Source organism: Pedobacter sp. AK017, assembly GCF_014200825.1.
GTDB lineage: Bacteria > Bacteroidota > Bacteroidia > Sphingobacteriales > Sphingobacteriaceae > Pedobacter > Pedobacter heparinus.
Genome location: NZ_JACHCW010000030.1, coordinates 1 through 14,821, shown reverse-complemented (window position 1 = coordinate 14,821; position 14,821 = coordinate 1). Strand labels below are relative to the sequence as shown.

Below are 14,821 nucleotides of genomic sequence, written 5' to 3'. Positions count from 1 at the left end.
CTTTCTTCCTTTAAATTAAAAACCAATTTGAAGTCCTGCAGAAGCCGATTTAAATGCAGGATTTGAAGTACCTGTACGGCCTAAATTATAATTTCCTTCAGAACGCAATATTGAAAATCCTGAAATCGCTTCCGGATCAATCGGTAATCCTCTCAAATTATCAAACGTAATAAAGTTCTCCAGGGAAACATAAACCCTTGCATTAGCTAGCTTAATTCTTCTAAGTAATGAAGCAGGTAAGTTATATCCCAGCGTGATGTTCTTTATTTTTAAATAAGACATATCCAGCATATATCTGGATTGAGTCCTCATCACATAACCTTCATCGGCACCGTTCATATTCCAGGCTCTAGGATAAAATGCACCTGTACGGTCTGGCTTCCAATAATTCCCGGCTATTGTCTGTGGCATTGCTCCTTCTTTGGCAAAATACCCAGGAATGGCTAACTGTCCGCTACCCCAGATTTTTCTTTCCCCCACACCCTGGAAGAAAATGGATAAGTCAAATCCTTTGAAATCTGCACCCAAGCGAAAGCCATACTGATACCTTGGTGTGGTATTTCCAACTACAACTCTATCGCCAGGGTCACCATTGGTACCTTTTCCGGCATCGATATAGCCATCGCCATTTACATCGACAAATTTTACATCTCCGGGGCTAATCAGCAAAGTCTGGTTACCATCTTCAAAATAGGTTTGATAAACAGGATTATCCCCAGCAAGTTTATTAGTTGTTTTGCTGGTTCCATTATATACAATATTGGTTTGCACAAACTTACCGTTAGCATCATACACGAAATCATCTGCTTGAAATAACCGATCGGTTACAAAACCATATACGTCGCCATATCTTCGTCCTGTTGAATAAGCATTTGATAACAGCCTATTTCCCCAGGGAGTTTTATAGTCAGGGCCTTTTGTAATAATAGTCACTGCGTCAGCAAGATTGGCATCAATACTTAAACGGAGCCCGTTATCGAATCGATGGTTAAAATCTATATTCAATTCCCAACCCCGGGTTCTCAAATTTCCATAATTACCCTGAGGTGCCGCTGTACCATAGGTGGCAGGCATTGCATCTCCTCCCATAATCATATTATTGGTATACCGCTGAAACACTTCAGCTGTAATACCCAACTTGTTATCAAAGAATCGAAAGTCAGCACCCAGGTTCATATGTTCAATATCCTGCCATGAAATATCACCCGACACAGCAGTAGGGGTACCCAGTTGATAATAAGGAATGCCAGCACTACTTAACCAGGAGTTATTGCCAATACCCATTTGCGGTATATACAAGGAATTTGGCACCGATTGATCTCCGATAGAACCCCAGGATGCACGAAGTTTGGCAAAACTCAATACGGGTTTTATACCATTCATAAAATTTTCGTTAGATATAACCCAACCTGCAGATACCCCAGGATAAGTTCTCCATCTCAAATGCGTTGGGAATTTCGAAGTCGCATCACGTCTCAAAGTGGCTTCTAAAAGGTATTTCTCCTTAAATGCATAATTAATCCTTCCAAAAAATCCCACCTGTGAATCCCAGTTTGCTCCTCCTCCTGAAGTTTGGGTTCCAACAGCAAAATCAAATTGTGGATTGTCATTGTTTAACAAGTTCGTTATAGTAGAGTATTGACTGGAGTAGTCATAGGAAACGATGTTACTCCCCAACAAAAACTTAAATTGATGATCACCTAAATCTAAATTGTAATTTGTGAGCACATTAAATGTATTTCTTTTTGACCGAAAATTACTTTGTGAGAAATACGTATTAGCCTTTACTGTGTGGTCCGTTAACGGAAAACGGTATGCCGGCATACCACCAGAATCGGTAACATTGCCATTTTCATCAACATATACCTGTCCGTTTGCATCTTTAAGTGCCTCAACTCCATACCAGGTAGTTCGACCCTGTACATAAGGGACAGAAGATGTTAATAAATTATTTTGTGTACTATATGCATAATCAACCTGCACATCCCAGGCTTTGGTTAAATTGATTGTGGTTCCCAAATTTAAATTTAAAAACTTTTCTGCGCGGATCTGATCATTCGACATCCGGGCAGAAAAGGCAGGATCTATGATGTCTTCACCCTGTTCTTTCACACCTATTGGAAATAAACGGCTCCAGCGGTACATATATAACCAAGGATCTGCTGCAAAAGCATCTGCATTTAATGAATACGGATTCCGCTTTATTCCATCAGCATATCTTACCCCGCCACGAAGCGTTAAAAAATCAGTCGCTTTTGTAGACAGGGTTAGCGCAGGGTTAACTCTTCGGTAATCATCATGTTTGGCCGGCTTCATCATCCCTTCCTGGCCCAAATACCCTACACTTAAATTATAATTTGTATTCCCACTTTTACCATTTAGGCCAAGGTTATGAATTTGAGAAAATCCATGATCTTTTATCATTGCTTCTACAGGGTCATAAATTCTATAGCCAAATTTTTGGGCTCCGTCCCAAAACCAGTCACGACCATATACAATGGGATCATTATTACCAACCACATTGCCATACTTTGCCTGCCATTCTTTGATCTTAGCAAAGCTAGTTCTGTCTATACGCCAGAATCCTCCTGCAGGGCCAGGCTGTTTCATGTTTTCGTGGGCATCCAATGTGTATTCTAAACCGTCAATGCCAGCAATATCAATAGGTTTAAATGGAGATTGCCACACAAAATTATTAGAGTAAGTAACCTTATTTCCGTCTACCTTCGCGCCTTTTTTTGTAGTAATCAGGATTACACCAAAAGCAGCCTTTGAACCGTAAATCGCACTAGATGCCGCGTCTTTTAATACGCTTATACTCTCTATATCATTCGGATTTACATACTGGATGCTAGGGATCTCCACGTTATCGACCAGGATTAGCGGACTACTGGAACCAACAATCGAACCTATTTGGCCGCGAATTTTCATAATCGGGTCTGATCCCACCTCGCCACTAGGCACAACTATTGAAAGGCCCGGAACTGCTCCCTGCAAGCCTCTTGCTACATCTGACAAAGGACGGTTGCCAAATACCTTCTCCACATTTACAGAAGATACCGCACCCGTTAAACTTTCTTTCTTCTGTGTGCCAAACCCTACCACAACCACTTCATCAAGCCCATTGTTATCAGCAACAAGGCTTACATTAATTGTACTGCTGCTGCCAACATTTCTTTCTAAAGTAGTATAACCCACATAGCTAAAAACCAGGACATCATTTGCTGCAGCTTTAATGGCATATTTTCCATCGCCACCGGTTTGTGCAACTATGGTAGTTCCCTTAACCCGAATGGAAACCCCTGGTATAGGCCCGTCCGCAGACGAAACCGTACCTGTTATTGTAATTTGCTGGGCAATCGCCTGGACCGCCAGCAAAAATGTACTCAAGAACAGTATGAGTAATTTTTTTTTCATAAAAACGCAGATTTTTGGTTAAATAAATAGTTAAATAATTATTGTTCGATAATGATTAATTGTTCGGTTGTTGGTTTGGTACTGGCTTTTTATACTCGATCACAAATACCGCAATAACCCGCATAATTCGTAACCTTTTAGTAAAGAAAGGAAATGTTTTTTATATAATGCAATAAAAAGCAAACTATTTTAAAATATTTATGCAACAAATACCGCATAAATACGCAAATTTACGCAATTGATTATGCGATTTTTTATTTACAGTAACCAAAAATTTTATGCTCAAAAAAGAAAGGCACGACTTTGTAATGCGCCAGATCAACTTACACAACCGCGTACTTACATCTGACCTTGTTCAATTGCTCAATGTCTCTGAAGACACGATCAGGCGTGATCTTCAGGAGTTGGCAGACCAAGGCCAGCTTTCTAAAGTACATGGTGGTGCGCTCTCAAAATCTTATCAATCTTCTTTTGATGACAGTGACGTTTATGCCAGAGAGGCCAAGATCCTTATTGCGAAGAAAAACATCCCCTTAATAAAAGATGGAATGGTCATTTTAACGGGTGGAGGAACATCTATTATAGAGCTGGTAAAGCAACTGCCCGAAAATTTAAATGCGACTTTCTTTACCATCAGCCCTTTTGTAGCCATAGAGCTGGCAAAATATCCCCAGGTTGAGGTGATCCTTATTGGTGGTTTATTTTCTAAAAATTCGCAGGTAACTTATGGAGGGTATGTCATCAACCAGCTTTCAGAGATCAATGCCGATCTTTGCCTGCTGGGTACAAGCGCCATCCACCCGCAGGATGGATTAACCGACACCGACTGGGAGATCAATCAGCTGAAAAAGGCCATGTTCAGTTCCTCTAAGAAAGCTGCGATCTTATGTATTTCAGAAAAACTAGATACTTCATTAAGACTAAAGGTAGCTTCTCTGGATAATATCGATTACCTGATTACAGAGCTTGATCCCAGAGCCGAAGAACTTAACCCATATAGAGTAAAAACACTGCAGATATTATAGCATTAAGCAAACGCGGGTGTCCAAAAAGATAGGACACCCGCGTTTTATTTATTACAAAGCATTAATTGTGATGGTACAGCAATTAGTTTTTAAGGATAAAGCCCAGTCCGTTCCCAATTAACCTTTCCGTATTAAGTGCCAACGCAGGCTTATTTAAAACATTCCACTTTCCTCTAGTCAAATCCTTGGCCACTAAAGTTGAGGATGAAGCTCCGTCAAGGTTGATCGCATCTTTTGTGCCAAGCGCTGCCATGATATCCCTTAAGTCAACAAGTGTTAAACCATTTGAATAGGCAGCCTGCGATCCGTCTACTACCACGGCATAAATCACCTTATTGGCATTATAACCAATAGCTGTCCGGGCACTAACGGTAGCGTCGGTCAAAGTGGCTTTTACATTGTTGTCTACCAGCCACTGGTTTCCCCCAACGGCATTCTTAACCAGAGCTTTATCAACCGGTCTATCTACTCCTTTTGTATCCCTTCCCCCAATAGCAATTGTCCCATCATTCATTGCGGCAAAAAAGGTTCTTCCCGTTGCAACAGTACCTAAGTAAACCCGGTTATTGATATAAAACAAACTACTTGGTGCACCCGTTGAGGTAAAGGTATCGCCATTAACCGCAGCAACAATATTCGTTCCCGGAAGCTCATTGTCCCTGCACATTTCCGAAAGCTGCTGCAAACCGTTAATGTAGTCATTATATGGAGCCAAAGCCTGAATTTCAAGTTTTGGCGTTTTCATATCAACTTCCATAATAAATATCCTTACCGGCAATTTATCTTTCCGGAGAAAAGCCAGCCTGGTGATATTTATTCCAGCAGTAACAGCGCCTGTCTCGTCCGAAACAAAGGTGCCAATTACCGTGGTATTGTCCATAATCTTCTTGGTAAGGGGTTCAATCACATTATCCACCACTTCTTCTGGTTCCTCTGTACCCCCAGCTTCCTTTTTATCTTTTTTACAGCTGTAAAGCACGGTTGTTAATGCCCATACCAATAAAGTGCATTTAAAAGTGAAAGCCATCACTTCAGCCTTAACATTTTTTAAATTAAATAATCTCTTCATGTTCGTAACATCTTATATATAGTGTTATACTTAAAATAAATTGCCCTACCTGATGTGGAAAAAGGATACATAAGGTCTTTCCGTGGCAGTGGCCATTCCGGCATAGCCGTGCGCATATACGGTATAAGTACGCTGATTTAACAGCGTATTGGCACTGGTATAGCTTGCTAAAACCGTAGCTGTAGTCAATGCGGCACCGGCCGGCCGAATTTTCCATGTTCTGGCGGCCTGCCTGTTCAGGGTAATATAATTACTGATCTGCAAGTACCCGATATTTCCTGCTACCAATCGGTCTGCGGTATGTACCGTAGCACTTTGCCCGTAGTATAAATCTATAGCAGGCACATTTGGCATCAAATTAATAAAACGATAAGTAGCGTAGCCAGAATCAGGTTTCAAAAAATTCTCTTCAGTTAAAACGGTTTTGGTTGAAAGTGCCGTATCAGCTATGTGAACTACATATTTCTTACCCTTTTCAATATTCATTGTAGTAGAGAATAACTCTAATGAATCCAGTCCTGTATCTACCTTAAAGGGTATTGCAATAGTCAATTTCACATTACCCGGGTCTACAGTCAAATAGTCTGCCCTCACATCACCCCGGGTATTGAAACCTCCACCCGGAAAAGGAGTACGATTTTGGATTTTAGATGTTACTCTTTTTCCATTGAACTTAATTATAACAAACCTGTCATCCCGATACGGGGAAGCATAGTTGATCTTGATAATCGGTGTTTCCGGAGTAAGCTTTTGAACGTCGCCATAATCCAATACAGTCTTATCACAACCCGCCATGAAAAGAACTGAGCAAAATACAAGTAATAAATTTCTAAATATCTTCATGATTATTCTAATTAATGTTAATTGTCAACCGTACTAAACCAGGTTTCTTTAGTATTATAATCTGGTAATTTACCACCAACACGTTCCACCTCGGATGCGTTCCAGGCATATTCAGAGTTAAAACGCGGGCGATGACGATACGCATATTTTCCGTTATTGTTAGTTGCAAACTCTGTTCCGGACAGTTGATAGTACTGGGTAAAAACAGCTGGATTATAATGATACTTTCTTAAATCACACCATTGTTCCATTCCAGCCCAGCCCCATTGTGCAATATATTTCTGATTCATAATATCAGAGATCTTAAGCTCAGCCGATGTTTGAGCAACTTCACTTGATGTCATATAACGCTCAATTTCAGCACTTGTAATAGCTTTGAAATCGGGACCGGCAGTGCCATATAAGTTTACAAAAGACATATGGGCACGTATGGCATTTTGATAAGCTAAAAAAGCCAAAGGTTTATTCGCCTTTATGAAAAGTGCTTCTGCCTTGGTAAACTGCAACTGTGCGTAACTTAATAGTGGATATTGACTGGAATTACTAAAAATATATTTACCAGGATATGGGTCTGTAACAGGTCCTAAAACCGGGCCTAAAACATGCGGCGTTGCCGGCACACCAGTAATAGCAACCGTTCCTTTTGTAGGTGTATTTCCCCTGTAAATACCCAGATCTCCGGGAATAGGAACCGGCACCGGACTTAACATTCTAGAAAGTCGCGGATCTATCGAGGCTGTAGTATCTACAGCGGGTACACCTCTAACTCCACCTGTCAATAAATTTAATATAGTTGAAGATATTCTACCCGTAGGTATACCAGTACTGGTTATTATACCCCACAACGGCCCTAATACATTTGAATCTTCAGAGGAAGTGGCTGAAAATTTAACCGTTGCATCCTCAGAAGAGCTGGCCAATGAAAGATCTACGTATTTCAAAACACTATCCGCGTAGGTATTAGCAAAATTTGGCTTATTGATCAAATGGCTATAATGCAATGCAAGGTTGCCATAAACAAATTTCTTCCATTTATCCATGTCTCCTCTGTAAATAAAATCTCCAGACGGTCCAGCTAAAACTGAGGTATAGTCAACCGGCCCCTTCATATTCAGATATTTAATGGCCAGATTATTCCACTCTCTTACTCTCTCGTATACCTCTTTCTGACTTTGGTAAGCAAAAGTTAACTGTTCCGGGTTAAAAGCCTCATCCAGAATAATTTCTCCATACATATCTGTAGTCATTTGAAAGGACCATGCTTTTATTGCATATCCAATACCTACATACTCATACTTCTTTTTGTCTATACCATCTTTGATCATGTCCTCGACATTCAAACCCAAATCTGCATAATTCATTCTCCAGATCACTCCGGTAACATCAGAGTTCAATGGGGTAGCACCATGACGTTCGTAGAAATCATTTACATTGGGACTAGTGAAATTCTGTGTGATCTTGAATACCTGCATGTAATCCTGAGAGGTACCATTCGCCATTTGAAAGATTATCCTTGGCAATAAAAATTCAGCCTTAGGTTCTTGAGGGTTTCCTGGATTCCTATTGATATCCAGGAATTTCTTACAGCCTGTCAAACTGATTAGCGCTACGCAAATTAGTAATATAAGCCTATATTCTCTTTTTGTATTCATAACAGTCTAATTATAATTTTAAAGTCAATCCAAAATTCATTGTTAATGGGCGACCTGTGGTAAAAAAGTCAATCCTATATCCACCCGCACCTCCTAAAGACGCATTATTGGCATTTGCCTCAGGATCTAAACCTGAATAATTGGTAAATAAAGCTACGTCGGTAAAAGTGGCAAACAGCCTGCCGTTTTGCAGAAAAGGCAATCGTTTGGTAATTGACTTAGAAAAGCGATAAGCCAGTGTAACATCCCTTAAACGAAGACTATTAATATTCTTCTCAAGGAACATCTCGGTAGAAATATTTGTAGTATAAAACAACGAATTATAAAATGGTGTAATTGCAATAGCATTGGGTGTAGGGTTATCTGTGTTTTCTAAGCCGTCTTTTAAAACGCCAGTAACAATCCGGGGCTCTTCTCTATCTAAAGTTTTAAGACTGATTCCCCGGGTATAGTTCCTATACTCAGTGCCGTTAAATACATCTCCACCAACACTTAAATCCCATAAAAACGAGAGGCTAAAATCTTTAAATCTAAAATTATTGACCATTCCCAGCGTAAATTTAGGTGCACGGTCTCCAATGTAGTTATAATCGCCATTTGTTGTTAGAGGTAATCCGGAAGCGGGATCAATCAATACCTGGCCTTTATTGTTTTTATCTAGAGAGACACCGCTTAGCGACATTGTACTTTTACCCGGAAATACAGCACTTCTTGCCCCAATAGCCCATGTATCTGAATCATACAATTCCGGCAATTCATCAGCGATGGAAAGCACAACACCTCTATTTCTGGCAAAATTGAAAATGATGTTCCAGTCAAAGTCCTGCTTTTGTATAGGTGTGCCCGTTAATTGGATTTCCACTCCCTGGTTGCGCACTTTCCCACCATTAAGCATCCTTAAAACATATCCTGTTGCGTAACTGGTACGTGGTTGAATAATTTGATCTTTACTAAGTAAATAATAATAGGTAAAATCAATCCCCAATCGGTCTTTAAAGAACTTTAGATCAAACCCTGTTTCATAATTATTTGTAGTTTCCGGTTTTAGTTTGCGGTTACCTCCGTAATAATCATACGCAAAACCTCCGCCGCTGGATGATCTTGGGGTCAGATTGGAGAGTATACCGTATGTCCTCCAGGGTTCTTTACCTGTAATACCTCCCGAAGCTCTTAATTTACCCCCCGAGATAAAATCAAGCTTTTTGAAAAAATCAAGATCAGTAAAATTAAAAGCCATACTGGCCGCCGGATACGCGAAATACGGTTCATTTGGCATTAAACGAGATGCACCGTCTACCCTTCCTGAAAGTGTCAGGTAAAGTAAAGACCTATACCCCAGTACAGCCTGTGCAAAAACGCCGACTTGTCTGTAGTTGTTAACGGCGTTACGAACTCTTTGTGTTGTCGGAAGTGTGTTGTTAATGTTATAAAAATCCGGGTCGTACATTTTTTCTCCCAACATCGAATTGGTATTGGTATAACTGTCAGAAATGTTACCGCCCAATACAAAATTCGCACTATAGTTGCCAAACTTATGATTCGATGAAATGGTTACCGATCCATTTAATGTCCTGCCCAATCGCTCAAAGGTACTTATTCTGCCTCCAGCCGGATCAGCCGCAGAACCAGATCCGGAATAAGACTGGGCATGAAATACCTTCATATTAGAAGTATTATAAATATCGGCACCAAGAATTGCGGTTACATTTAACCATTTCGCAAGGGTAAAACGAAAATTATTATTAAATATGAACCTATTGGTCTTGTCTTCTGCAGTATTTTTATATACAGTCCAAAAAGGATTATCAACCTCATTATAAATATTACCGACATTTAATTTCCTGTTTCCAAATTCGTCTATCCAGTTATTAATATCGTAATTAGGCGGCAACCGATAAAGACCCTCCAAAAAATTTGCATCTCCTTTCGTTGGCTTCTGGTGATCGATATTGATATAATTGAACGTTGTCGTCATTTTCATCCAGGGCGTAATCTGACCTTCAGAAGTTAGTCTCGTTGAAAACCTTGAGTAGGCTGTATTTGGTGTAGTCCCTTTATTGTTCAAAAATTGATTCGACCACCTGTAGGTAAATTTCTCCGAGCCTCCTTCAAATGAGAGATTATGTGTCTGTGAAAAAGAATGCTCGAAAAACTCATTTAAATTGTCATAAAACTTTGTGCCTTCTGCATAAGCCGGGCCATGGTAAAGTGTTGTGGTGCCACTATAAATGCCATTGGAACCTTGATTGTACTTCGTTTGCCTTTCCGGCATGTTTATCAGCGTCGATGTACTGAAGGTATTGCCGTAATTAATGGTCCCCCTACCGGCTTTAGCTTTTTTAGTTGTAATAAGTATTGCGCCGCTAGCACCTAAATTTCCATATAATGCCGTTGCCTCGGGGCCTTTCAATATAACATAACTTTCAATATCTGCAGGATTAACATCCCCCGCACGATTGGAATAATCTGAGTTACGGTTAGCTGCGCCACCAACCAGATCATTGGTTTGGTTAACAGTAGAGTTGTCTATCGGTAATCCATCAACAACAATAAGCGGGCTATTATCACCACTTACAGAAATAAATCCTCTTAAAACAATCTGAGCAGATGCACCAGGATCACCGCTGGTCGGATTGATAGACAATCCCGGAACACGGCCCTGCAAACCGCTGAAAAAGGACTCTCTTTGCGTCTGGGAAACCTCATCTCCACTCACTTTAGGCGTTGAGTAACCTAGTGATTTCGAATCCCGTTCAATTCCGTATGCAGTTACCACAACCTCATTTAACCCTTTTGAATCGGGGCTCAAAACAACGTTGATTATTGAATTACTTCCCACAGGTCTTTCCTGGGGGAGCAACCCAATGTAACTAAATACAAGGATGTCCCCTGCCTTAGTTTGAATTGTGTATGTACCAGTTGCATTTGTTTGGGTAGCCGTCTTTGTCCCTTTAATTAAAACAGAAGCTCCAGGGACAGGCAGTCCATCTTCAGATGAAGTTACTTTACCGGAAACGATAATTTGCTGTGCCATAGCATGTGACACCAACAAAAAAGCCCCCATGAATAACAGGAGTAATTTTTTTTCCATAATTGTCAATTTAGTTTAGTAATGTGGTGGTGATTTGGGTTGGTTTAGTTAGTTTTTAGTTTTTTGGCATGGTTTAGTTAATTGTTTTTTTAGTCCGAAAAACATCCGGACAGATAAGTTTTGTTAGTTTGATTGGTTAGTTGGTTGGTTTTTAGCGCCCGCAAATACCGCAATAACCTGCAGAAACGCAACGTTTTAGTAAAGATCATAATTTTTTTCCATAAAAAACAACAAAAAAGAAACTATTTTAAAATTTTCATGCTATTAATCTCGCACAAATACGCAAACTCCTGCATTTTGTTTTAATGATATTTTATTTACATTAGCTAAAAAATATTTTATGCTCAAAAAAGAAAGGCACGACTTTGTAATGCGCCAGATCAACTTACACAACCGTGTGCTGACATCTGACCTTGTTCAATTGCTCAATGTTTCTGAAGATACCATCCGGCGTGACCTTCAGGAACTGGCAGACAAAGGCCAGCTTTCTAAAGTACATGGTGGTGCGCTCTCAAAATCATATCAATCTTCTTTTGACGACAGTGAAGTTTATGCCAAGGATGCCAAAATTCTCATCGCGAAGAAAACCATTCCCTTAATAAAAGACGGAATGGTCATTTTAACTGGGGGTGGAACCTCTATTATAGAGCTGGTAAAACAACTCCCCGAAAATTTAAATGCAACCTTCTTTACCATCAGCCCCTTTGTAGCCATAGAACTGGCAAAATATCCCCGAGTAGAGGTGATCCTTATAGGTGGCTTATTTTCGAAAAACTCGCAGATAACTTATGGAGGGCATGTTATCAACCAGCTTTCAGAGATCAATGCCGACCTTTGCCTGCTGGGTACCAGTGCCATACACCCGTTGGACGGACTAACAGATACCGATTGGGAAATTAACCAACTGAAAAAGGCCATGTTCAGCTCTTCAAAAAGAGCCGCTATTCTGTGCATTTCTGAAAAACTGGATACTTCGTTAAGATTAAAAGTGGCTTCCCTGGATAATATAGATTACCTGGTTACAGAGCTGGATCCAGGAGCCGAAGAACTTAATGCTTATAGGGTAAAAACGCTACAGATATTATAAAAATTATTAAACTGACCTTGTTATGCATGGTCAGTTTAACCCCTCAAACAACCACTATCTCGCCCAGATACACACTCGTACTTACCATATCCCCTTCCACATTGGTATACTGCATCCAGGCGTGTACCCTATCACCTGCAAACCTTTTGGGCAATTGCAATACCGTTTCCTTATCCTGCCTGTTTGCCACATTTTGAAAGGTCACAAATTTCTCTTTCCGGGGATTATATATGATAAAGCTGGCCTTATCATTGGCATTGCTAAATACCGATTCCGGGCCGTTGTCCCACTTAATGCGCAATACAGCATTCACCAGCACCAGCACCTCCAGTATCCAGGATACCAATAGCTCGCCCCGGCTAAATATGGCCTTCTTAAAGTCAATGGTTACTTCCTCGCCGTTATCAATCAACGCTTCTTTTATATGATAGCTTACTGCCCTGTTCATCGCAGTTTTATAGCCTGTTAGTATCTGAAAGCCGATATTGATCAGTCCCAGTATGGGCCTTAACCAGCCTGTAATCACGCTAAACTTCAGGCGCTGGTGCTGCTGTTTCGCCGTAGGTGGTTTTGTAGTTTCCGGCAAGCTGCGTATATAATCTATACCTTTATAACTTGCACCTACCACATTGCCTATTTTGCCCTTAAAAGGCCCGTTTATTCCATTTTTATATCTTGCCATGTTAATCCTTTTTAGTGATGTTCCAGTAATATTCATCAATATTGTTCGCGTCCTTATTCAATTCCGGTAGCAGGTCTAGTAACAACCGCGCATTTTTATGGTCAACTGCCATTTCTAAACCATCTGTACAATTGTAATGCTGATAGGCTTCCTCTGCTTCAGTGGTCACTTCCTTCTTATTCAATACAAATTGCATGACACAATCAAACAAAATCAGCTCTATGGGCCAGTAATAGCAGTGCAGGTTATCTAAAATACTTTCGTAAGTACCATCACACTCCATTGTAAATGAATATTTATAGTAAGTATCCTCAGCCTGTTCATGAAAATCATCATCCAGAATCACCTCTTCCTTATCCAGGCCATTGATCAGTAAAAAAGTATTTTTAAATTCTGCTATCCTGTTTACCGAAAGCATCAGCTGTTTTATGGCCACATCCTCCAGGCAGTCCAGCAATTCCAATTCATCATCAATGCAAATCAGGCCCTCGCCCCTCATCCAGTTGTCCTCATCTGTACTGATCAGCGTCTTCAGGTCTTTCAGTTCGTTTTGCTGGGCCAGCATAAAACCATATCTCAATAGTTCCAGGGTAATCAGGTTCATTACATGAAGTATCGAACCTTCAACTTGTTTTTCTTCGTTCATTTTACTTTTTTTTTGATTTTAGCCAATCCTAAAGCATCGTCATTCTGAGTTTAGCTCAGGATCCCCGCCTTAGTCAAGCCAGTTCGCATAGCTATAAATTGTCCTTTTATGCCTTACCCGCCTATATACACCTTGCCCTTCCCGGCTCCCTTCAACACTTGTATTTCCTTCCAATGTTGTACACCAATCACCTTTTACCTGTTCCACTAACCCAACATGCGCCACCCTTTTCAGCTCCGGAAACCAGATCCCAAATACATCCGCAGGCTTTGGCTCTTTTACAATCCTTGAATGCGGAAACATAGCTGGCGACCAGGCCGTCCTGGGCTGGGCATAACCAGCTTTACCAAAAACAAAAGAAACATAACTGGCACACCATGGAGCTGGCACTTTAATCCCAGTATAGGCCAGATATTCAGCAACCCGCTTACCATCATTATTACCCCTCAGCTCTTTTACTCCTACCTCTGCCCGTGCAATACACAACACGTCATTGCGTTTTCCCGTCATCTCGACAGAGCGCAGCGACGAGAGATCTCTTGAACTATACCTAAGCAAGAGATCTCTCCCTGCGGTTCGAGATGACGGGGCGCCTACACCACTGCCGCCAAACACCCCAGCCCCACCAATACACATAAGGCAAACGATGCCCAGAAAAATGCGATTTGCTGCCATAACTCCATTTCTTTATAATGTAAAACCATACTTTCAATTCCCGGCAAACCAACCCTTTGCCAAAGCCTGTTCAATAACCACCAGCTCAGTTCCAGCAGCAGTAAAAAGGTAATTAAGCTCAGCACCACCATCAGCGGCACACTCTGGTTTATCCCTGCACTCATCTCGGCACTGCTAAACACATTCGTTATCACACTCCATAACAGCATCAGTACCACTACCAGGCGATGTTCTTTTTTAACCTCGTTTACAAGGTTTATGAGGTTCATACCCCAATATTTAATATTCAAATCTTTCATAATTTTTTGTTTTTAATTGATTTTGTTTTAATTCGTTCGTCATCCCGAACCAGTCGTCCTTAACACACCCCGTCCTTCCGAACGCAGTGAGGAATCTCTTGAACTATACCTAACCAAGAGATATCTTCTATCGTCGATATGACGCGCGTGAAGTACATTAAGAAAGTTAAAACAAGGGCGGTGCCGCGCACCGCCCCTTTAAATTAAAGCACAATAAACTCCCCTACATATACACTTTTACTCACCTGCTTACCATCAGCACTTACAAAAAACAGATACACCTGCACCTCGTCACCACTATACCCTGGTACCGGAAGCACATAAGCTTGGGCCGA

Annotated in this window: 12 protein-coding genes; 2 read left to right on the top strand and 10 right to left on the bottom strand. The window is 40.8% G+C overall.

Features of this window, described 5'->3' with window-relative positions:
- Positions 1–15 precede the first annotated feature (15 nt).
- Positions 16–3,417, bottom strand: coding sequence for a SusC/RagA family TonB-linked outer membrane protein (locus HDC92_RS24445; protein WP_183877510.1), 3,402 nt, complete (start codon positions 3,415–3,417; stop codon positions 16–18).
- Positions 3,418–3,695: 278 nt separating this feature from the next.
- Between HDC92_RS24445 and HDC92_RS24440 the strand changes: the two genes are divergently transcribed.
- Positions 3,696–4,442 (top strand): DeoR/GlpR family DNA-binding transcription regulator, encoded by a 747-nt coding sequence (locus tag HDC92_RS24440; RefSeq protein ID WP_183877509.1) that lies wholly within the window; start codon positions 3,696–3,698, stop codon positions 4,440–4,442.
- Positions 4,443–4,524: 82 nt separating this feature from the next.
- Here HDC92_RS24440 and HDC92_RS24435 read toward each other — a convergent pair whose 3' ends face one another.
- The 4 genes from HDC92_RS24435 to HDC92_RS24420 are packed head-to-tail and all read right to left on the bottom strand — an operon-like array spanning position 4,525 to position 11,097.
- Positions 4,525–5,511 (bottom strand): phosphodiester glycosidase family protein, encoded by a 987-nt coding sequence (locus HDC92_RS24435; RefSeq protein ID WP_183877508.1) that lies wholly within the window; start codon positions 5,509–5,511, stop codon positions 4,525–4,527.
- A gap of 45 nt (positions 5,512–5,556) precedes the next feature.
- Positions 5,557–6,354, bottom strand: coding sequence for a DUF4397 domain-containing protein (locus HDC92_RS24430; protein ID WP_183877507.1), 798 nt, complete (start codon positions 6,352–6,354; stop codon positions 5,557–5,559).
- A gap of 17 nt (positions 6,355–6,371) precedes the next feature.
- Positions 6,372–8,006 carry a SusD/RagB family nutrient-binding outer membrane lipoprotein gene (locus HDC92_RS24425; RefSeq protein ID WP_183877506.1) on the bottom strand — a complete coding sequence of 545 codons (1,635 nt, stop codon included), beginning with the start codon at positions 8,004–8,006 and terminating at the stop codon, positions 6,372–6,374.
- Between the two features lie 10 nt (positions 8,007–8,016).
- Positions 8,017–11,097: a SusC/RagA family TonB-linked outer membrane protein gene (locus tag HDC92_RS24420; RefSeq protein ID WP_183877505.1), complete on the bottom strand. Its 3,081-nt coding sequence runs from the start codon at positions 11,095–11,097 to the stop codon at positions 8,017–8,019.
- Between the two features lie 340 nt (positions 11,098–11,437).
- On the opposite strand from HDC92_RS24420, the gene HDC92_RS24415 reads away from it, so the two are divergent.
- Positions 11,438–12,184, top strand: coding sequence for a DeoR/GlpR family DNA-binding transcription regulator (locus HDC92_RS24415; protein WP_015809931.1), 747 nt, complete (start codon positions 11,438–11,440; stop codon positions 12,182–12,184).
- A 43-nt stretch (positions 12,185–12,227) separates the two neighbouring features.
- Here HDC92_RS24415 and HDC92_RS24410 read toward each other — a convergent pair whose 3' ends face one another.
- The 5 genes from HDC92_RS24410 to HDC92_RS25010 form a co-directional block, all read right to left on the bottom strand.
- Positions 12,228–12,866, bottom strand: a complete 639-nt coding sequence (locus tag HDC92_RS24410; RefSeq protein WP_183877504.1) for a DUF6266 family protein — start codon at positions 12,864–12,866, stop codon at positions 12,228–12,230.
- 1 nt (position 12,867) lies between these two features.
- On the bottom strand, positions 12,868–13,512 hold the full coding sequence (locus HDC92_RS24405; protein ID WP_183877503.1) for a hypothetical protein: 645 nt from the start codon (positions 13,510–13,512) through the stop codon (positions 12,868–12,870).
- Between the two features lie 69 nt (positions 13,513–13,581).
- Positions 13,582–14,187: a peptidoglycan-binding protein gene (locus HDC92_RS24400; protein WP_255484669.1), complete on the bottom strand. Its 606-nt coding sequence runs from the start codon at positions 14,185–14,187 to the stop codon at positions 13,582–13,584.
- A complete protein-coding gene (locus tag HDC92_RS24395) occupies positions 14,106–14,486 on the bottom strand; it encodes a hypothetical protein (protein ID WP_183877502.1) in 381 nt (126 codons plus the stop codon). The genes HDC92_RS24400 and HDC92_RS24395 overlap by 82 nt, the downstream gene beginning before the upstream one ends.
- A 203-nt stretch (positions 14,487–14,689) precedes the next feature.
- Positions 14,690–14,806 (bottom strand): DUF6266 family protein, encoded by a 117-nt coding sequence (locus HDC92_RS25010; protein ID WP_317618116.1) that lies wholly within the window; start codon positions 14,804–14,806, stop codon positions 14,690–14,692.
- Positions 14,807–14,821: the final 15 nt, after the last annotated feature.